The sequence below is a fragment of the Nakamurella panacisegetis genome (genome assembly GCF_900104535.1).
GTDB lineage: Bacteria > Actinomycetota > Actinomycetes > Mycobacteriales > Nakamurellaceae > Nakamurella > Nakamurella panacisegetis.
In genome coordinates this window covers 2,306,588-2,325,586 of record NZ_LT629710.1, presented here as the reverse complement: position 1 = coordinate 2,325,586, position 18,999 = coordinate 2,306,588, and the positions used below count along the sequence as shown (strand labels likewise).

Annotated in this window: 16 protein-coding genes; 8 read left to right on the top strand and 8 right to left on the bottom strand. The window is 69.8% G+C overall.

Annotated elements, in window-relative coordinates:
• Positions 1–52: 52 nt before the first annotated feature.
• Positions 53–826 (bottom strand): hypothetical protein, encoded by a 774-nt coding sequence (locus tag BLS97_RS10195; RefSeq protein WP_090475875.1) that lies wholly within the window; start codon positions 824–826, stop codon positions 53–55.
• A gap of 108 nt (positions 827–934) precedes the next feature.
• Between BLS97_RS10195 and BLS97_RS10190 the strand changes: the two genes are divergently transcribed.
• Positions 935–3,025 carry a GmrSD restriction endonuclease domain-containing protein gene (locus tag BLS97_RS10190; RefSeq protein ID WP_090475874.1) on the top strand — a complete coding sequence of 697 codons (2,091 nt, stop codon included), beginning with the start codon at positions 935–937 and terminating at the stop codon, positions 3,023–3,025.
• Position 3,026: 1 nt separating this feature from the next.
• Here the strand turns inward: BLS97_RS10190 and BLS97_RS10185 are convergent, their stop codons facing one another.
• From BLS97_RS10185 to BLS97_RS10170, 4 genes are read right to left on the bottom strand one after another with little or no spacing between them, the layout of a single operon-like run.
• Entirely contained in the window at positions 3,027–3,554 is a 528-nt protein-coding gene (locus BLS97_RS10185) for a YbhB/YbcL family Raf kinase inhibitor-like protein (protein ID WP_090475873.1), read from the bottom strand.
• Positions 3,551–4,843: an acetate/propionate family kinase gene (locus BLS97_RS10180; protein WP_090475872.1), complete on the bottom strand. Its 1,293-nt coding sequence runs from the start codon at positions 4,841–4,843 to the stop codon at positions 3,551–3,553. Before BLS97_RS10180 ends, BLS97_RS10185 begins: the two co-directional genes overlap by 4 nt.
• A complete protein-coding gene (pta, locus tag BLS97_RS10175) occupies positions 4,840–6,927 on the bottom strand; it encodes a phosphate acetyltransferase (protein WP_090475871.1) in 2,088 nt (695 codons plus the stop codon). The genes BLS97_RS10180 and pta overlap by 4 nt, the downstream gene beginning before the upstream one ends.
• Before the next feature lie 32 nt (positions 6,928–6,959).
• Positions 6,960–7,433, bottom strand: coding sequence for a GNAT family N-acetyltransferase (locus BLS97_RS10170; RefSeq protein WP_090475870.1), 474 nt, complete (start codon positions 7,431–7,433; stop codon positions 6,960–6,962).
• Between the two features lie 124 nt (positions 7,434–7,557).
• Between BLS97_RS10170 and BLS97_RS10165 the strand changes: the two genes are divergently transcribed.
• From BLS97_RS10165 to BLS97_RS10140, 6 genes are all read left to right on the top strand, one after another.
• The gene (locus tag BLS97_RS10165; protein WP_090475869.1) at positions 7,558–8,292 is read left to right on the top strand and encodes an ABC transporter ATP-binding protein; all 735 of its coding nucleotides are present in this window, start codon (positions 7,558–7,560) and stop codon (positions 8,290–8,292) included.
• A complete protein-coding gene (locus BLS97_RS10160) occupies positions 8,289–9,041 on the top strand; it encodes an ABC transporter permease (protein ID WP_090475868.1) in 753 nt (250 codons plus the stop codon). Before BLS97_RS10165 ends, BLS97_RS10160 begins: the two co-directional genes overlap by 4 nt.
• Positions 9,038–9,745 (top strand): TetR/AcrR family transcriptional regulator, encoded by a 708-nt coding sequence (locus BLS97_RS10155; RefSeq protein ID WP_090475867.1) that lies wholly within the window; start codon positions 9,038–9,040, stop codon positions 9,743–9,745. The genes BLS97_RS10160 and BLS97_RS10155 overlap by 4 nt, the downstream gene beginning before the upstream one ends.
• A gap of 9 nt (positions 9,746–9,754) precedes the next feature.
• Positions 9,755–11,113 (top strand): MFS transporter, encoded by a 1,359-nt coding sequence (locus BLS97_RS10150; protein WP_090475866.1) that lies wholly within the window; start codon positions 9,755–9,757, stop codon positions 11,111–11,113.
• Positions 11,114–11,176: 63 nt separating this feature from the next.
• Positions 11,177–12,226, top strand: coding sequence for a lipoyl protein ligase domain-containing protein (locus BLS97_RS10145; protein ID WP_090475865.1), 1,050 nt, complete (start codon positions 11,177–11,179; stop codon positions 12,224–12,226).
• 41 nt (positions 12,227–12,267) lie between these two features.
• Complete coding sequence (locus BLS97_RS10140; RefSeq protein ID WP_090475864.1) at positions 12,268–13,359, top strand: Gfo/Idh/MocA family protein; 1,092 nt, start codon at positions 12,268–12,270, stop codon at positions 13,357–13,359.
• 13 nt (positions 13,360–13,372) lie between these two features.
• Here BLS97_RS10140 and BLS97_RS10135 read toward each other — a convergent pair whose 3' ends face one another.
• Positions 13,373–15,493, bottom strand: coding sequence for a RecQ family ATP-dependent DNA helicase (locus BLS97_RS10135; RefSeq protein WP_090475863.1), 2,121 nt, complete (start codon positions 15,491–15,493; stop codon positions 13,373–13,375).
• 154 nt (positions 15,494–15,647) lie between these two features.
• Here BLS97_RS10135 and gluQRS point away from each other — a divergent pair, with 154 nt between their 5' ends.
• A complete protein-coding gene (gluQRS, locus tag BLS97_RS10130) occupies positions 15,648–16,574 on the top strand; it encodes a tRNA glutamyl-Q(34) synthetase GluQRS (protein ID WP_090475862.1) in 927 nt (308 codons plus the stop codon).
• Positions 16,575–16,604: 30 nt separating this feature from the next.
• On the opposite strand, the gene tgt is transcribed toward gluQRS, so the two are convergent.
• Complete coding sequence (tgt, locus tag BLS97_RS10125; RefSeq protein WP_231988467.1) at positions 16,605–17,831, bottom strand: tRNA guanosine(34) transglycosylase Tgt; 1,227 nt, start codon at positions 17,829–17,831, stop codon at positions 16,605–16,607.
• 70 nt (positions 17,832–17,901) lie between these two features.
• Positions 17,902–18,771 (bottom strand): aldo/keto reductase, encoded by an 870-nt coding sequence (locus BLS97_RS10120; protein ID WP_090475860.1) that lies wholly within the window; start codon positions 18,769–18,771, stop codon positions 17,902–17,904.
• Between the last annotated feature and the right edge of the window lie 228 nt (positions 18,772–18,999).

Here is an 18,999-nt window from a genome sequence, read left to right as displayed (position 1 = left end):
TTCTCGACGGTACGCCTGCGCCTGTCGTGGGCTCAGGCGTACCGGAGGAAGATCAGGCCTCGCTCATCGCCGCTTGCTCGATGCGGCCCCGGGCGGCGAGAGCCGCGGCGCGGGCGGCGATCCGGCGGGACTGCTCCGCCTGTCCGGCGTCCAGGACGTCCTGGGCCACCTCGACGTTCTGGGCGTGCGGGTTGCCGTGGTACTTCTCGATGTAGGCGTCCAGCTCGGGACCGGAGGTCCACGACGTGATCAGGCAGTAGCGCGGGTCGGGGCCGACGTGGGTCGCCGCGTGCCACAGGCGCTGCGTGTCGATCAGCAGCTGAGCGCCGGCCGGCAACGCGATCCGGGTCTCGCCGCTGGGGTCGGTGCGGTTGTCCCGCAGGACGAAGAAGCTGTCCTTGTCGTCCGAGAGGTTGAAGAAGCCGCGGACCACCCAACCGGTGCCGTCCGGGTTCAGCCGGTTGTTGTCGTCCTGGTGCAGGTTGTACAGGCAGTCGGCGTACGTGTTCGGCTGCAGTTCGATGACGCGGCAACGGCCGACGTTGGCCCCCGGCTCCTGCGCGCGGCGGGTCAGGATGGGCGCCTTCTCGACCTGGGACGGGATCCAGACGCCGTCCTTGTCGGTGCGGGGCGGCACGTGGTTCCAGAAGCCGTTGCACTCGATCTCGCCGAACGCGCTGGCCAGCGGAGCGAAGCGGGTGTCGCCGGAGGATTTCCAGTCGTTGTACTCGATGTCCAGCCACTCCTTGGGGTCGAGTTCCTGGTTGTAGCTGTCGAGGACGACATAGCCGGTCTCTTCGAGAGCTGCCGAAGTGATGTAACCCATGGTGTGACTGTCGATCCCTTCATCCGGGTGCGTGGAGTGAGTGCTCGGGCCCCAGCCTACGTCCGGTGTCATGATCGGGAGCCAATGGCGGCCTAGAATCGGTGCCCGATGAGCGCCCACACGAGTACCGGGTCCGATACCGCCACCAACGTGACCGCACGGGCGGTCAACACCGTCGCCTGGTTGTCCGCCGCCGACACGGCCATCGTGGTGCCGGTCTACCAGCGGCAATACCGATGGGACATCGGCCGCTGCGAACAGCTGTTGACCGACGTCCGCGCGGTGGCCGACCGGCACGACCGGCACACCCACTTCCTCGGCTCGATCCTCTCGGTGACCAGCAGCGATCCCACCGTCGACGGTCTGGGCGAACTGGTCCTGATCGACGGGCAGCAGCGCATCACCACCCTGATGCTGCTGGCCGCGGCGGTACAGCACACGCTCCTGGCCGCCGGCGATCCGTCGCCGGCGGACGGCGTGGTCGGCGAGATCGAACATCTGCTCGTGCGCGCGGCCGGCGACGACCGCCCGGCTCGGACCAAACTGCGACCGCATGACGCCTGGGCCGAGGTGTTCGAGCGGGTGGTGCTGGGCCGGCCGGCCGGCGATGCCGGCCCCGACGCGGACTCGTCGTTCGACGACAACTATGCGTTCTTCCGCAGCCAGATCAGCCCGGCCGAGGCCCCGCACATCTGGCGCGGGCTGAGCAAACTCGAGCACGTGGCGATCAGCCTGGCCGCGAACGCCAACGCCCAGCAGATCTTCGAGAGCCTGAACTCCACCGGCGAGCCGCTGCGGGACCACGAGCTGATCCACAACTACGTCCTGATGGGGCTGTCATCGGCCGCCCAGCACCACGTCGAGAACACCTACTGGGCGCCGATCGAGCGCTGCACCGGTGATGCCATCGGCCGGTTCTGGCGGCACTACCTGGTGATGGCCACCGGCCGCGAGGTCGCCCTGAACCGGGACGGCTCCGGCGAACGCAGTGTCTACGACGCGTTCCAGCAGCGCTTCCCGCGACTGGACCGCGCGACCCTCGACGATCACGCGGCGCAGTGGCTGGCCTGCGCCCAGGTCTATCAGGTGCTCCTGGAGCCCGACCGCGAGCCCGACCCGCGGATCGCCCGCCAGTTGCACGGCATCAACGTCTTCGGGCCCGGTACGTACCCGTTGGTGATGCGGGTCTACCGCGACTACCGGACCGGCGTTCTGGACGCCGAGGCCCTGGTGCGGACCCTCGAACAGCTCCAGGCCCTGCTGCTCCGTCGCACCGTGGTCGAGATCGGCATCTCGCGCCTGGTCGCTCGGCTGTGCCGGGCGAGCGAGGCGGGCCTGGACGCGCTGGTCCGGGCGATGGCGCGGATCACCCCGTCCGACGAGCGGGTCCGGGTGGCGCTGAAGTACCGGCCGCTCCCGCACGCGGGCTACGTGCTGGGCCGGCTGGCCGGCGTCGATCGGGTCGGTGACCTCGACGTCGAGCACGTGTTCCCGCTGGCCCCGTCGGACCACTGGACGGGCGACGGCGTCCGGGAGTGGGCCGACTACACCGAGGACGAACAGAACAGTCACCGGGCGCTGGCCCAGACGCTGGGGAACCTGACCCTGCTGGAGATCCCGCTGGCCGACCGGGCCGACGAACTCTCCTACCCCGACAAGCGCGACGCGGTCTACCCGCACAGCGCCGTCCGGGCGACGGCCGACCTGGCTCACCAACCGACGTGGGGCACCGCCGCGATCGCCGCCCGCACGGCCCGCCTCACCGCCGACCTGTTGCGCATCTGGGCTCGCCCCGGCGCCGACCTGGGCATCCCGATCGACGACGACGGGCTCACCCCGGTCCTGGACGCCGTCCGGCGCCGCGGGTGGCCGCGTGGCTGGGAGCGCGAGTTCGACTACGTCGAATACCGCGGCGAGCACTGGGAGGTGCACGACGTCAAGTACCTGTTCAACCGGGTGTTCAAGCGGCTGTGGGCCGACGCGCGGCCCGACGTCGAGGTGTTCATCGGCCGTCGCGGCGGCCCGATCTTCCCGGCCCCGGCCTGGAACGGGCAGTGGGACACGTTGGACGGCGGACGTCACCTGTACATGGGCTGGGACGCGAAGTACATGCTCACCGCAGTGCAGGACGTCCTCGACGAGGCCGGTGTGGCCGCCGAGGTGTACGTCAAGTACTCCTACATCGGTGAGCTGATGTAGTTCACCGCACCTGGTAGGTCGGCACGATGACGGCCCGGGCCAGCGTGTGGAACACCAGGTTGAACGACAGGTACGCCGGCGTGACCGAGTCGTCGATCTCGAGCGCCGGCACGTCGAGGGCGTGCACGACGAAGTAGTAGCGGTGCGCCCGGTCGCCGGGCGGCGGCATCGGGCCGGTGTAGCCGACCTGGCCCGCGTCGTTGCGCAGCTGGAAGGCGCCGCCGGGCAACGCTTTTCCGTCGCCCGCCCCCTGGGCCAGGCTGGTCACGTCGGCCGGGATGCCGGCCACCGCCCAGTGCCAGAAACCGCTCGGGATCGGGGCGTCGGGATCGAAGCAGGTGACGGCGAAGCTCTGCGTCTGGGCCGGGAATCCGGACCAGCTCAACTGCGGTGACACGTTGCCGTGGCCACCGGCGTACCGATCCGCCACCGGCTCACCGTCGCGGACGTCGTTGCTGCTGACGGTGAAGGTGCCGACCGACGGGAGCAGGTCGTACGGATCGGGGGCAACGGGACGGTCCAGCGTCATGACGAGCTCCTCGGGGTCGGGGCGGTTCTCCTTCCGACCGTAGCGCGACCCGGCCGGGCGGGGTGAGCCGACACCGCCGTCCCCGCGACCAGCGAGACCAGCTCGGCCGCGGCCCGCGCGATGGCGAGTTCCTCGTCGGTCGGGATCACCATTACCGTCACCGGCGCGCCGTCGGGTGAGATGATCCGCGGCTCGGACGAACGGACCGCGTTGCGGGCGGGATCGACCGAGATGCCCAGACCCTCGAGGCCGGTCATGATGCGGGCCCGCACATCGGCGGCGTTCTCACCCACCCCGGCGGTGAAGGTGATCACGTCGACCCCGCCGAGCACGGCCAGGTACGCCCCGATGTACTTGCGGATGCGGTGGCAGTACACGTCGAGGGCCACGGTGGCATCGGCATCGCCGGCCGCGACCAGGTCGGCCAGGTCCCGGAAGTCGCTCACGCCGGACAGGCCGAGCAACCCCGAGCGGCGGTTCAGCAGCGCGTCCAGTCCGTCCACGTCCAGACCACCGGTCCGCAACAGGTGCAGGATCGCCCCCGGGTCGAGGTCGCCACTGCGCGTACCCATGACCAACCCCTCCAGCGGCGTCAGGCCCATGGACGTCTCGACCGCGACCCCGCCGCGGATGGCCGAGGCCGACGCCCCGTTGCCCAGGTGGAGCACGATCTGGTTGAAGTCCTCCAGCGGCCGGCCCAGCACGGTGGCCACCCGCCCGGAGACGTACTGGTGTGATGTGCCGTGGAATCCGTATCGCCGGATCTGTTGCGCGGCAGCGGTTTCCCGGTCGATCGCGTAGGTGTACGCGGCCGCCGGGAGGGTGCGGAAGAAGGCCGTGTCGAACACCGCCACCTGCGGAACGCCCGGGAAGGCAGCCATGGCCTGTTCGATGCCCGTGGCATTGGCCGGGTTGTGCAGGGGAGCCAGAGCGGAAAGGTCGCGGATCTGCCGCAGCACCTCGTCGTCGATCAGCACCGGGTCGCCGAACAGCGACCCGCCGTGCACCACCCGGTGCCCGACGGCGGTCATCGCACCGGTCTGCAACGGGCGGCCGGAATCGACGAACAGCTGCTGCATGATCCGCACCGCCGTCGCGTGATCGGGAATCGGCCCGTCGAAGGAGGTTTCGTTGCCGGCGAACCGGTGGGACGCGTGACCGACGGCCTGGCCGATCCGCTCGATCAGTCCGCCGGCCACCGCCGTCCCGTCGACCACGTCGATCAGCTGGTACTTCATCGACGAGGAGCCGGAGTTCATCACCAACACGCGGTGGGTGCCCTCGGTCATGTCGCCTGCGCCGTTCCGGCCGGCGAGCTCTGGGCCTGGATCGCGGTGATGGCCACGGTGTTCACGATGTCGGCCACCAGCGCCCCCCGGGAGAGGTCGTTGACCGGCCGGTTGAGGCCCTGCAGCACCGGGCCGATGGCCACCGCGCCGGCGCTGCGCTGCACCGCCTTGTAGGTGTTGTTGCCGGTGTTGAGATCCGGGAAGATCAGCACGGTCGCCTTTCCGGCCACGTTCGAATTCGGGAGTTTGGTCGCGGCCACGTCCGGGTCGACGGCGGCGTCGTACTGGATCGGCCCCTCGACCAGCAGGTCCGGCCGCAATTGGTGTACGAGATCGGTGGCCCGCCTGACCTTGTCGACGTCCGCACCGGCGCCGGAGGACCCGGTGGAGTACGAGAGCATCGCCACCCGCGGTTCGATGCCGAACTGCTGGGCCGTGGTCGCGCTGGAGATGGCGATGTCGGCCAGCTGTTCGGCCGTCGGGTCCGGATTCACGGCACAGTCGCCGTACACCAGCACCCGGTCGGCCAGGCACATCAGGAACACGCTGGAGACGATCGCCGTCCCGGGCACCGTCTTGATGATCTCGAACGACGGCTTGATGGTATGCGCGGTGGTGTGCATGGCACCGGACACCATGCCGTCGGCCAGGCCGAGGTGGACCATCATGGTGCCGAAGTAGGAGACGTCGGTGACGATGGTCCTGGCCTGCTCCATCGTCATGCCCTTGGCCGCCCGCAGCCGGGTGTACTCGGCGGCGAACGTCTCGACCAGAGCCCGGTCGGTCGGCGACTGGATCTTCGCCCCGCTGATGTCCAGGCCCGCAGCGGATGCCTTGGCGCGCACCACGTTCTCGTCGCCGAGCAGGGTCAGGTCGGCCACGCCGAGCCGAAGCAGACTGGCCGTGGCCCGCAGGATCCGCTCGTCCTCGCCCTCCGGCAGCACGACGTGACGACGACTGGATCGGGCCCGCTCGATCAGCTGGAACTGGAACATCAGGGGCGTCATCGTCGTGCCGCCACCGACATCGATCGCCCGGAGCAGGGCGTCGCCGTCGACCGAGTCGTCGAACACCCGGAGCGCGGTTTCCAGCTTCACCCGCGAATCGGCCGTGAGCCGGCCTCGTGCCCCGGCGAAAATGGTTGCCGTCTCGAACGTCCCGAGTTCGGTGATGATGATCGGGAGCTCCTGCGGGACGCCGTCCAGCAACCGGGTCACCGGCTCCGGCGGCACGTAGCCGCCGGTCAGGACGATCGCCGACAGGTGCGGGAAGGTGCCGGACTGATGCGCCATCAGCAGGCCGGGCAGCAGGTCGTAACGATCACCGGGGGCGATCACCAGAACGTCCTCGACCAGGCGGGTGAGAACGTTGGGCAGGGACATCGCGGCCACCACGAATCCGAGAGCCTCCCGCTGCAGCCAGGCTGGGTTCCCCCGCAGCAGCCGTCCGTCACAGGCCTGCAGGAGCGCTCCGACCGTCGGCGCCACCAACACCGGCACCTCGGGGATGGCCGCCACCGGCAATGTCGAGTCGCGCCCGAGTTCGGCCCTGACCGCTTCGAGTTCCTCGGGATCGACGCGGTTGGCGATCAGCGCGACCGGGCGCGCGTGGGCCGCAGCGAGTTCGGTGACCGCGAAGTCGGCGGCCATCCTGACCTGCTCCGGCGTCCGCCCCCGGCCGTGCACGACCAGCACCACCGGCGAACCGAGGTTGGCCGCCACCTTGGCGTTGAACGCCAGTTCGCTGGGCGTGGAGACGTCGGTGTAGTCGCTGCCGAGCACCAGCAGCACGTCGAAGCGGTTCACCAGGTCGTGGAACCGGCGCACGATCTCCATCAGGGCCGCGTCGGGATCGGAGTGCATGACCTCGTAACTGACCCCGATCGCCTCGTCGTAGGTCTGCTCCACCGCGGGCTGCGCGATCAGCAGCTCCACCACCAGGTCGGTGCTCTTGCTCGACTCGGTGACCGGGCGGAAGATCCCCACCCGGCCGACCTGCCGGCTGAGCAGGTTGACCAGACCCAACGCGACCGTTGACTTGCCCGATTCACCCTCGGGTGAGGCGATGTACACGCTGCGCGACATGGGCGTCAGGGTATCGGGCCGGCGCCGCCGGATCAGAGGTCGGCGGCCAACGTCGTCTGCAACGACGCGAAGCCGTGCCGGCGGTAGAAGCGGATGGCCCCCTGGTTGGCGCTGTAGGCGGTCACGCGGCACCGCACCGCGCCGCGCCCGCGGGCCCAGGCCTTGAACTCCCCCATCAATCGGGTCCCGATGGACTGCCCGCGCCACTCGGCCATCACGTTGAGGCTGATCAGGTCCACCGTCGGGGCGAGCCATGTGGCCGGCTCGGCGTCGAACCCGCCGGTCAGATGTCCGACCACCGCTCGTCCGTGTACCGCGACCAGCACCAGCAGGTCGGGATCGGCCAGGTTGCCGGTCTCGTAGTCGGCTGCGTTGACGGCCGCCCACTCGGGATTCCGGAGCCGATCGTGGACGATACAGTCTTCCCGGAACAGGCTGACCCCGGAGGCGACCAGGCCGTCGACGTCCGACATCGTGGCCCGTCGGACCACCACCGGATCGTCCATGGATCAAGCGTATCCACCGCGGCCGGGCCCTCGCGCGCCAAGGATCGGCGAACCGTTGACGGGCCGCGCCGCCGCCTTCTACAGTGAAGTCATCACCCGTTGAATTACGGTTCCGGGAGGCGCCATGGACATCGCCGTCGAGGTCTGCGACCTCACCGTTCTACGTGGTGCCGGTCGCCGACGGCAGCTCGTGCTGCAGCACCTCTCGTGCCGGATGGAGCAGGGCCGGATCACCGGTCTCCTCGGGCCGTCCGGGGCCGGGAAGTCGACCCTGATCCGGGCGATCGTGGGGGTGCAGCGCATCGCGTCCGGCACCGTGACCGTGCTGGGCGAGCCGGCCGGGTCCGCGTCGATCCGGCGGCGTCTGGGCTACCTGACCCAGGCTCCGTCGATCTACCCCGACCTGACCGTGCGGGAGAACGCCCGCTACTTCGCCGCGCTCGTCCCGGCCGGCCCGGGGACAGCCGATTCGGTGATCGAAGAGGTCGGCCTGGGGGCGGCCGCCGACCAGCTGGTGAGCACCCTGTCCGGCGGACAACGGTCCCGGGCCAGCCTGGCCTGCGCGCTGGTCGGCGCGCCCGAGGTGCTGGTGCTGGACGAACCGACGGTCGGGCAGGACCCGGTGCTGCGGGAGGAACTGTGGAACTCGCTCCGGGTCAGGGCGGCCGCCGGGGCCACCGTGATCGTGACGAGCCACGTGATGGACGAGGCCAACCGCTGCGACCACCTGATGTTGATCCGCGACGGCGGCCTGCTGGCCGACGACACCCCGGACGCCGTCAAGCGCATGGCCGGCACCGACGATCTCGATGCGGCGTTCCTGACGCTGATCCGTCGCCAGGCCCAGGCGTCGGCATGACGACCGTCGGCCGCCGTCCGCACATCCTGTCGGCCACCATCCGCCGGATCCTGCTCCAGCTCCGGCACGACCGCCGCACCGTCGTCATGATCATCGGTGTACCGGTCATGTTGATCGCTTTGCTGTACTTCATGTTCAAGAACGTCCCGGCCGAGTTCAACTCGGTGACCCTGACGATGCTGGCGGTCTTCCCGTTCATCATCATGTTCCTGCTCACCAGCATCGCCATGCTGCGCGAACGAACATCCGGGACGCTCGAGCGCCTGATGACCACCCCGACCAGGACGGTGGACCTGCTGTTCGGCTACGGGATCGCGTTCGGCGCCGTCGCCGCGGTCCAGGCCGCCGTCACGTGCGCCTGCGCCTATTGGCTGTTGGGTCTGTCAACGGCCGGTGGTGCCGAATACGTGGTGCTGGTGGCGGTGTTGACGGCTCTGCTCGGCGTCGGCCTCGGACTGTTGTGTTCGGCCTTTGCCCGCACCGAGTTCCAGGCCGTGCAGCTGCTACCGGTGATCGTGATCCCGCAGATCCTGCTGTGCGGCCTGTTCGTCCCCCGACCGGCGATGGCCGGTTGGCTGGAGATCGTCTCCGATGTCATGCCGCTCTCCTACGCCGTCGAAGCATGCGGACAGGTCGGCCGGCATGTCGAGCCGACCGGGCTCCTGTGGCGTGACCTGGCCGTCATGGCCGGCTGCGTACTGATCGCCCTGCTGCTGGCCTCGGCCACCTTGAGGAGGCGGACGGATTGACCGGTCCGGCCCGGACCGGCCGGCGTCCGGGGAACCCCGACACCCGCCGGCAGATCCTGGACTCGGCGCGGAAGGTGTTTGCCGGCCACGGGTTCGCCAAGGCATCGATCCGCCGGATCGCGGCCGGGGCCGGCGTCGACCCGGCCCTGGTGCACCACTACTTCGGCTCCAAGGACGAACTGTTCCTGGCCACCGTCCAGTTGCCGGTCGACCCGCGGGCGGTGGTCGATCAACTGGTGCTCGACGGGCCCGACGGCCTGGGCACCCGGATGATCGGCGCCATCCTGCAGGTCTGGGAGTCGCCGGCCGGCGCGTCGCTGATCGCCGCCATCCGCACCGCCATCGGCGACCCGACCACCACCCGGGCGCTCGGGGAGTTCATCACCGCGGAGATCGTGACCCGCCTGCTCCACTCGCTGAACTGCCCGCCGAGCGAGGTCCACCTGCGGACTGGACTGGTGATCTCGCAGGTCCTGGGGGTCGTCGTCGGGCGGTACGTGCTCGCGTTGGAGGCCCTGACCCAATTGGGTACAGCCGAGATCGCGGCCGCCGTCGGGCCCACCTTGCAGGCCTATCTCACCGGCACCCTCGCCGGCGCCCAGCTCAGCCCCGGTGAGGGCGAACCTCGGGCCGGGCGCCGGCCCCGGCCGGCCGTCGGACGCAACCCGAGCGCCGTGCACCCGCCGGTGGACACCAGACCTTAGGCTGCCGCCATGGACAACAGGGTCGACCCTCCCTCGCTGCGTTCGCCCGGTGCCGAGGGGACCGTGACCCGGGGCCAGATCGCCGCCTGGGGTCTGTGGGACTGGGGCTCGTCAGGGTTCAACACGGTGATCGTCACGTTCGTCTTCTCGGTCTACCTCACGGGCAGCGTCGGGACCGAACTGAAGGCGATCACCGGCGCCTCGGCCGACACCTGGTACGCGCTGTCCATCGGGGTCGCCGGCCTGCTGATCGCCGTCCTGGCCCCGGTGACCGGCCAGCGGGCGGACGCGGAGGGACGGCGCCGGCGGTCGCTGGCCGTGTACTCGGCGCTGGTCGCGATCACCATCGTCGGCCTGTTCTGGGTGCGCGACGACTACCACTACTTCTTCCTCGGCGCGGCGTTGATCGGCCTCGGCTCGATCTTCTTCGAGATCGCCGCCGTCTTCTACAACTCCATGCTGCGGCAGATCTCCACGCCGTCCAACATCGGCCGGGTCTCCGGCTTCGGTTGGTCCATGGGTTACTTCGGCGGCATCTTCCTGCTGTTGTTCTGCTACTACGGCTTCATCTCCGGGGACGGTGACACCCGCGGCTTCTTCGGGGTGAGCACCGCCGGCGGGCTGAACATCCGGATCGTGGCGTTGGTGGCCGCGGTCTGGTTCTCCCTGTCGGCGCTGCCGGTCCTGTTCAAGGTCCCGGAGATCCCGCCGGGCCCGAAGCAGCGGCGCGTCGGCTTCCTGGCCGCCTACCGGATCCTGTTCCGCGACATCGCGTCGCTGATCCGCACCGATCGGCCGGCGGCGACGTTCCTGCTGGCCAGTGCCATCTTCCGGGACGGCTTGGCCGGCATCTTCCATTTCGGCGCCATCCTGGCCGCCACCGTCTACGGGTTCACCGCCGGCAACGTGCTGATCTTCGGGGTGGCGGCCAACATCGTGGCCGCGCTCGGGGCACTGGTGGCCGGCCGGTTCGACGACCTGCTCGGCCCGAAACGGGTCATCGTCTTTTCCCTCGCCGGTCTGCTGATCAGCGGGTCCATCCTGATGTTCCTGTCCGGCCCGGGGCCGTTCTGGGTGCTGGGGCTGATGCTGTGCCTGTTCGTCGGGCCGGCCCAGTCGGCGTCCAGGACGTTCATGGCCCGCCTGACTCCTCCCGGCAACGAGGGGCAGATGTTCGGCCTCTACGCCACCACCGGGCGCGCCGTGTCGTTCCTCTCGCCCCTGCTGTTCGCCCTGTTCGCTCACGTGATCTTCGGCGCCGACCGCGCCGGCATCGCCGGGATCCTGCTGGTCCTGGCGGTCGGGCTGGTGCTGACCCTGCGGATCACGGCTCCGACCGACCGCGCGGTGGTGGTCACGCCGGCCTGACCGGAATGGGCCGGACGACAATGCGGTTGCTCTGCACAGGAGCACAGCGAACGGAGCACGGTCATGCATGGTGAGTACAAGGTCCCGGGCGGCAAGCTGGTCGCCGCCGACGTCACGGTCGAGGACGGCACCCTGGTGTCGGTGGCCATCTCGGGCGACTTCTTCCTGGAGCCGGACGAGGCCCTGGAGGACATCAACGCCGCGCTGACCGGGCTGCCCGCCGACACGAACGCCGCCGCCTTGACCGATGCGGTCGAAAAGGCACTGGCTCCCGGCGTGACGATGATCGGCTTCACCCCGGAGTCGGTCGCCATCGCCGTCCGGCGGGCCCTGGGCCGGGCCACCAGCTGGCACGACCATTCGTTCGAACTGCTCAGCGCCGGGCCGCAGCACCCGGCCATGCAGATGGCGATCGACGAGGTGCTCGCCCGTCAGGTCGGCGCCGGCACCCGTGCCCCGTCGCTGCGCATCTGGGAATGGGCGTCGAACGCCGTCATCATCGGCTCGTTCCAGTCACTGACCAACGAGGTCGATCTGGAGGCCGCGGCCCGCCACGACGTGACGGTGGTCCGCCGGATCTCCGGCGGCGGTGCCATGTTCGTCGAGCCGGGCAACACCATCACCTACTCGCTGTACGTGCCGGGCTCGTTGGTCGAGGGGCTCTCGTTCGCGGCGTCGTACTCGTTCCTGGACGACTGGGTGCTCGGTGCGCTGGCCGACGTCGGGATCGAGGCGAAGTTCGTGCCGCTCAACGACATCGCGTCCCCGGCCGGGAAGATCGCGGGTGCCGCGCAGAAGCGCCTGGCCGGCGGCGGCGTTCTGCACCACGTGACGATGGCCTACGACATCGACGCCGACAAGATGCTGGACGTGCTGCGGATCGGCCGGGAGAAGATGTCGGACAAGGGCATCAAGAGCGCCAACAAGCGTGTCGATCCGCTGCGCTCGCAGACCGGGTTGTCCCGGGAGGCGATCATCGGCGCGATGATCGCGCACTTCGACGCCCGGTACGGCCTCACCCCGGTGGAGCTCGACGCGGCCACGCTGGCCGAGTCGGAAGCCTTGGCCGCTGGCAAGTTCGCCACCCCGGCCTGGACCGCCCGCGTTCCGTAGCCGGTTCGAGGCCGCGCCGGGCGACCTGCCAAGATGAGCGCATGACGCTCACCCCGTACACCGTCGGCATCGTCGGAACCGGATGGCGGGCAGACTTTTTCGCTCGCCTGGCCCAGCTGATGCCGGACCGGTTCACGCTGGTCGGGGTGGCTGCCCGTCGCACCGAATCGGCCGAGCGGGCCACCGCCCGGTGGCAGGTCCCCGGCTATCTTGATCCGGGCGAGTTGCAGCGCCGGCAGCGTCCGGACTTCGTGGTCAGCTCGGTGCCGTGGCCGGCGAACCCGGCGGTGCTCACCGACGTGGTCGGCGCCGGCGGCCGTGTACTGAGCGAGACACCCCCGGCGCCGGACGAGGCGGGACTGCGCGCCCTGTGGGACGCCGTCGGCGACCGGCGGATGGTGCAGGTGGCCGAGCAGTACCTGCTGCTCCCGGCCCACGCCGCGCGGATGGCCGTGGTGCGCGGCGGTGTCATCGGCACCCCGACCTCGGTCCAGGTGTCCTCGACCCACGGCTACCACGCGGTGTCGATGATGCGCGGGTTCCTCGGCGCCGGGTTCGGGCCGGCCACCGTCTGCGCCCGGACGTTCGATGCACCGCTCGTCGACCCGCTGACCCGGGCCGGCTGGACCGATGACGACACGGAGAAGCCGGCCACCACCATCATCGCCACCGTCGATCTCGGCGACGGCCTCTCCGGGCTCTACGACTTCACCGACAACCAGTGGCACAACCAGCTGCGGTTCCGGCGCATCCTGATCCGGGGGAGCCGGGGCGAGATCGACGACAACCGCGTGATCCGGCTGGCCGAGCCGCGTGGCATCACCGAATCGGAACTCCGTCGCTACCAGCTCGGCCACGACCTGAACCTGGACGGTCACGACACCGAGCACTTCTCGTTCGACGGAACGATCGTGTACCGCAATCCCTTCGTCGGGCATCGACTGATGGACGAGGAGATCGCGATCGCCTCGATCATGGCCGCGACCGGAGCGTGGGCCCGCGACGCCGGACCGGCGCCGTACCCGCTGGCCGACGGTTGCCAGGACCACCTGATCTCACTGGCCATCGACGAATCGGCCCTCACCGGAGAACCGGTTACCACGTCCGTTGGCCCCTGGTCCGACGCGGGCTGACGTCGGGGCCGTTTCAGCCGACCGCAAGCACGAACGGGAAGACCGCCGCGGCGCCGGCGCGACGCAACTCGCGGGCGGCCACGGCCAACGTCCAGCCGCTGTCGGTCCGGTCGTCGATCAGCAGAACCCGTTGGCCGGCCACCGCTTCCGGATGGTCGAGCCGGTGCCGGCCGAGGATGCCTTTGAGTCGCTGCGCGGAGTTCACCGCCGACGGGGGCGGCGGCCCGTCGGAGAGCAGGTCGAACCGGGCCAGCACCGGGACCTTGCGGTACCGGGCCATCCCGGTCGCCAGGTGCTCGACCAGTTCGCGTTTCGTCACGGATTCCAGGAAGACCACGCCGTCGATCTGCGCCAGCTCGGGCCACGCATTGAGTACGTCCACCGCAGCGTGGCGCAGCGGTACCGGCGTCGGCCCGTCGGCCGCGTCCGCGCGCAACGCATCGCGAAGGGCAGTGCCCCAACCGATCCCGTCCAAGCGGCCGACCGCCCGGCCGGGCTCGGCCCGCTCCCCCATCGGGATCTTCCCGGACAGTGAAACCCCCATCGCCGACATGCCGGTGGGCCACTGACCACGGGGATCAACGGCGATTCCAGGGATCGAGAGCTTCGCCCGCGCCGCCTCCACCCCGGAGACGTCGGCCGATGCATCGAGGCGGAGCCCACCGCAGTTGTCGCAGCGCCCGCAGCCGACGCTGCCCGGGTCGTCGTCGAGTTGGAGACGCAGGTAGTTCATCCGGCAGTCGGACGTCTGCTGGTAGGTGATCATGGCCTGCTCCTCGACCTTGCGGGCCTGGGCCACCCGCTCGTAGCGGCCGGTGTCGTACGTCCACGGTTTCCCGGTCGCCGTCCAGCCGCCCGACACCCGTTGCACGGCACCATCGACGTCGAGCACCTTGAGCATCATCTCCAGCCGCGAACGCCGCAGCTGGACCCGCGGTTCGAGCGCCGGCAGGGACAGCGGCCGTCCGGCCGCCTCCAGCTCCGACAACGTCTGCAGCACATCGAATTCGGCCGGGAACCCGAGCGAGCCGAAGTAGTTCCAGATGTCCTGGTCCTCCTGGCCGGGCAGCAGCACCACGGTGGCGTTCTCCACGCCACGGCCGGCCCGGCCCACCTGCTGGTAGTAGGCGATCGGCGAGTTCGGGGCCCCCAGGTGAACGACGAAGCCGAGGTCCGGCTTGTCGAAACCCATACCAAGGGCTGAGGTGGCGATCAGCGCCTTGACCCGGTTGTTGATCAGGTCGTCCTCGGCCTGCAATCGGTCGGCCTGTTCGGTCTGACCGGAGTACGCGGCCACCTCGAAACCGTTGCCGCGCAGGAAATCGGCCACCTGCTCGGTGGCCGCCACGGTCAGGCAGTAGATGATCCCGGAGCCGGGCAGCTCGGGCAGGTGCTGGGCCAGCCAGGCCAACCGCGACGGCTGGTCGGGCAGCTTGACCACACCGAGATGCAGCGACTCCCGGTCCAGCGTCCCCCGCAACACGAGAACCGGCGCGGCGTCGGCGATCTGCAACTGCTCGGCCACGTCGGTGGTGACCCGGGCGTTCGCGGTGGCCGTGGTGGCCAGCACCGGGATCCCGGACGGCAGATCGGTCAGCAGCGTACGGATGCGGCGGTAGTCGGGCCGGAAGTCGTGGCCCCAGTCGGAGATGCAGTGGGCCTCGTCGATGACGACCAGTCCGGCCGTGGCCGCGAGCTGGGGCAGCACCTCGTCCCGGAAGCCGGGATTGTTCAACCGCTCGGGCGAGACCAGCAGCACGTCCACCTCACCCGACCGCACCTGCTGGTGCACTCCGGCCCACTGCTCGGAGTTGGCCGAGTTGATCGTCACCGCGCTGATCCCGGCCCGCCCGGCCGCGGCGATCTGGTTGCGCATCAGCGACAGCAGCGGCGAGATGATCACCGTCGGCCCGGCCCCCTGCTCGCGCAGCAGGGCCGTGGCCACGAAGTAGACCGCCGACTTGCCCCACCCGGTGCGCTGGACCACCAGAGCCCGGCGCCGGCCCGCCACCAGCGCCTCGATCGCGGTCCACTGGTCGTCTCGCAACGTCGCCGCGTCGGATCCGACCAGCGCTCGCAGGTGCTCCTCCGCCCGCTCGCGCAGACCGGTGGTCGTCAGACTCTCCGTGCTCATGCCCTACCCCGCTCGTCGTTCGGTCGCGTGCGCCGGAACTCGACCGGCTCTTGCAGGGTAGGCGCTGCCACCGACGCCCGATGAGCCGACGACAGGCGCGAGCGGCCCTGATCGAGGTTCTCCGCCGGTTCGACGCGCCCGATAACCTGGCCCGGTGGATCCCGTCCCCGGTGCCGGCCGGTTCGCCCCCAGCCCGTCGGGGGATCTGCACGTCGGGAACCTCCGCACCGCCGTGTTGGCCTGGCTGTTCGCCCGGACCACCGGTCGCTCCTTCCGGCTGCGCGTCGAGAACCTGGACCGGGTCGCGCCCGGGGCGCAGGAACGCCAGCTGAACGATCTGACCGCGCTCGGCCTGGACTGGGACGGCCCGGTCGTCCGCCAGTCGGATCGACACGAGGTCTACACGGCGGCGATCACCCGGCTCGAGCAGGACGGCCTGACCTACGAGTGCTTCTGCACGCGCCGGGAGATCCAGGAGGCCGCCGCCGCCCCGCACGGTCCCGAGGGGGCCTACCCCGGCACCTGCCGGAACCTGACGGCGCCCGAACGCGGCGAACGGCGACAAGCGGGGCGACGATCGGCCCTGCGACTGCGGGCCGAGGCGGCCGAGTGGACCGTCCACGACGACCTGCTCGGTGACCTGACCGGTCCGGTGGACGACCTGGTACTGCGCCGGACGGACGGCGTCGTCGCCTACAACCTGGCCGTCGTGGTTGACGACGCGGCAGCCGGCGTCGATCAGGTGGTGCGCGGCGACGACCTGCTCACCTCGGCTCCGCGTCAGGCCTTCCTGGGCCACCTCCTGGGCTTGCCCCAGCCGACCTACGCGCACGTGCCGCTGGCGCTGAACATCCACGGGGCCCGGCTGGCCAAGCGCGACGGAGCCGTCACCCTGACCGATCTGCGAGCGCTGGGCCGTTCTCCGGGGGACGTGCTCGGAGTGATCGCCCGGTCCCTGGACCTGGCCGAACCCGGCGAGGACGTCACGATGACGGAACTCGCCGCTCGGTTCGACCCGACCGCGCTCCCCCGCCATCCGTGGGTGTTCGACCCGGGCGGGGTGCGACCGTCGTCTCGATGAGCCGCCGGGCGGATCACCGCGCCGGAGCGTCTACGGTCGTCGCGTTCCGTCGTAGTACCGGCCCAGGAATTCGGACTTGAACTCTGCGAAACTGCCCGCGTCGATGCTGCGGCGGATGTCGTCCACCAGTTTCACGATGAAGCGCTCGTTGTGGATGGTGGCCAGGGTGCAGGAGACCATCTCGTTGCCCTTGAAGAGGTGATGCAGGTAGGCCCGCGTGTAGTTGGCGCAGGTGTAACAGTCGCAGTCCTGCGCCAGCGGGGTGAAATCACGGCGGAAGCGGGCCGCCACCAGGTTGTACCGGCCGTCGGGCGAGTAGATCGCACCGTTGCGGGCGACCCGCGACGGCGAGACGCAGTCGAAGGTGTCGGTTCCGTTCTCGATCGCGGTGAAGATGTCGTCCGGCTCGCTGATCCCCAGCAGGTGACGGGGCATCGTCTCCGGCATCTCCTCGCAGCACCACCGCACGATGGTGCCGAGGTTCTCCTTCTCCAGGGCCCCGCCGATGCCGAAACCGTCGAACCCGAGTGGCAGCAGGTCCCGTACCGCCCGCCGCCGCAGGTCCTCGTACTGCGCACCCTGGATCACCCCGAACAAGGCCTGGTAAGGCATTCCGGCACGTTCGGCGGTGAGCCGCCGATGCTCGTCCACGCACCGCACGGCCCACTCCTGCGTCCGGCGGACCGAGGATTCCTGGTACTCGCGGGTGTTCATCAGCGTGGTGCACTCGTCGAAGGCGAAGATGATGTCCGCCCCCAGCCGATGCTGGATCTGCATCGAGATCTCCGGCGTGAAGCGGTGTTTCGACCCGTCCAGATGCGACTTGAAGGTGACCCCGTCGTCGTCGACGGTGGCCAGCCTGGTCTTGCCGGCGGCGATCACGTCGTCGGTGCCGAGGCCCCTGGTGTCCATGGCCAGCACCTTCTTGAACCCGGCGCCGAGGGAGAGCACCTGGAACCCGCCGCTGTCGGTGAAGGTGGGCCCTGACCAGTTCATGAACCGGCCCAGGCCGCCGCCGGCCTCGACGATGTCCGCCCCCGGCTGTAGGTACAGGTGGTAGGCGTTGGCCAGCACCGCCTGCGCGCCGAGATCCGACATCGATTCCGGCAGAACCGCTTTCACCGTCGCCTTGGTGCCGACGGCGATGAAGGCCGGCGTCCGGATGTCACCGTGCGGGGTGGACAGCGTGCCGGTGCGGCCCTGCGCGTCGGGGAGGCGGCTGGTCACCGTGAAGGAGGTGGAGGTGCTGGTGGTCACCAGTACATCCAACCAAGGATTCGCACCCGCTCCGGGCACCCGGGACGAGCCCGGGTGCCCGCCGAGGCGATCAGACGGCCTTGGTCAGGGTGTCGAACTCCTCGTCGGTGAGCTCGATCAACGCCGCCGCCAGGTTGTCCTGCAGGTGCGCGACCGACGAGGTGCCGGGAATCGGCAGCACGACCGGCGAGCGGCGCAGCAGCCAGGCCAGGGCCAGCTGCGAGGGCGAGGCGTTGTGCTCGCGAGCGAGCGCATCCAGTGGGCCGCCCGCCTTGGCCAGCTGCCCGGTGGCCAGCGGGAACCAGGGGATGAAGGCGAGTCCGTTGGCCTCGCAGTGGTCCAGCACGGCCTCGGCCGAGCGGTTCGCCAGGTTGTAGAGGTTCTGCACGCTGACGATCGGGGCGATCTGGGTGGCGGCTTCGATCTCGGCCACCGACACCTCGGACAGGCCGATGTGCCGGATCTTGCCCTCCGACCGGAGGGCGGCGAGCTCGCCGATCTGCTCGGCCAGCGGGACCTTCGGGTCGATGCGGTGCAGCTGGAGCAGGTCGATGCGGTCGACGCCGAGGTTGCGCAGGCTCAACTCGATCTGCTGGCGCAGATACTCGGGCCGGCCGACCGGGATCCACTGGTTCGGCCCCTGCCGGGTGAATCCGGCCTTGGTCGCGATGACGAGATCGTCGGGGTACGGATGCAGCGCTTCGCGGATCAGGGCGTCGGTGACGAAGGGACCGTACGCGTCGGCCGTGTCGATCAGGTTGACGCCGAGCTCGACGGCCCGGCGGACGACCCGGATCGCCTCGTCATGATCGGCGGGCTCGCCCCAGACCCCACTTCCGGTCAGCTGCATGGTTCCGTACCCGAGGCGATTGACGGTCAGGTCGCCGCCGATGGTGAATGTCCCTGAGGCCGCTGCCGGCCGGTTCTCGGTGGTGGTCATGTCACATCTCCAGTTGCTGCTCGAAGGGGCCGATCTCCGGTGATCGGCGGCACGTCAGTCAGCAACAGCGGAGGCGGCACATTCATGCCCGCCGCGGGTGCATTCACCCGTTCACGGGAGGGAGTGGGAGGAAATCGATGTCGGAGCCGGGTCGAGCCCAGCTCCGACATCCTTGTCGATTCGACTGCTCCTGGATCCGCGTTGCACTCGACGGACCGAGGAAATTGG

Excerpts from the sequence above, each read along its gene's own strand:
- BLS97_RS10195 (WP_090475875.1), bottom strand. The coding sequence starts at position 826 with ATGGGTTACATCACTTCGGCAGCTCTCGAAGAGACCGGCTATGTCGTC.
- BLS97_RS10190 (WP_090475874.1), top strand. The coding sequence starts at position 935 with ATGAGCGCCCACACGAGTACCGGGTCCGATACCGCCACCAACGTGACC.
- BLS97_RS10185 (WP_090475873.1), bottom strand. The coding sequence starts at position 3,554 with ATGACGCTGGACCGTCCCGTTGCCCCCGATCCGTACGACCTGCTCCCG.
- BLS97_RS10180 (WP_090475872.1), bottom strand. The coding sequence starts at position 4,843 with ATGACCGAGGGCACCCACCGCGTGTTGGTGATGAACTCCGGCTCCTCG.
- pta (WP_090475871.1), bottom strand. The coding sequence starts at position 6,927 with ATGTCGCGCAGCGTGTACATCGCCTCACCCGAGGGTGAATCGGGCAAG.
- BLS97_RS10170 (WP_090475870.1), bottom strand. The coding sequence starts at position 7,433 with ATGGACGATCCGGTGGTGGTCCGACGGGCCACGATGTCGGACGTCGAC.
- BLS97_RS10165 (WP_090475869.1), top strand. The coding sequence starts at position 7,558 with ATGGACATCGCCGTCGAGGTCTGCGACCTCACCGTTCTACGTGGTGCC.
- BLS97_RS10160 (WP_090475868.1), top strand. The coding sequence starts at position 8,289 with ATGACGACCGTCGGCCGCCGTCCGCACATCCTGTCGGCCACCATCCGC.
- BLS97_RS10150 (WP_090475866.1), top strand. The coding sequence starts at position 9,755 with ATGGACAACAGGGTCGACCCTCCCTCGCTGCGTTCGCCCGGTGCCGAG.
- BLS97_RS10145 (WP_090475865.1), top strand. The coding sequence starts at position 11,177 with ATGCATGGTGAGTACAAGGTCCCGGGCGGCAAGCTGGTCGCCGCCGAC.
- BLS97_RS10140 (WP_090475864.1), top strand. The coding sequence starts at position 12,268 with ATGACGCTCACCCCGTACACCGTCGGCATCGTCGGAACCGGATGGCGG.
- BLS97_RS10135 (WP_090475863.1), bottom strand. The coding sequence starts at position 15,493 with ATGAGCACGGAGAGTCTGACGACCACCGGTCTGCGCGAGCGGGCGGAG.
- BLS97_RS10120 (WP_090475860.1), bottom strand. The coding sequence starts at position 18,771 with ATGACCACCACCGAGAACCGGCCGGCAGCGGCCTCAGGGACATTCACC.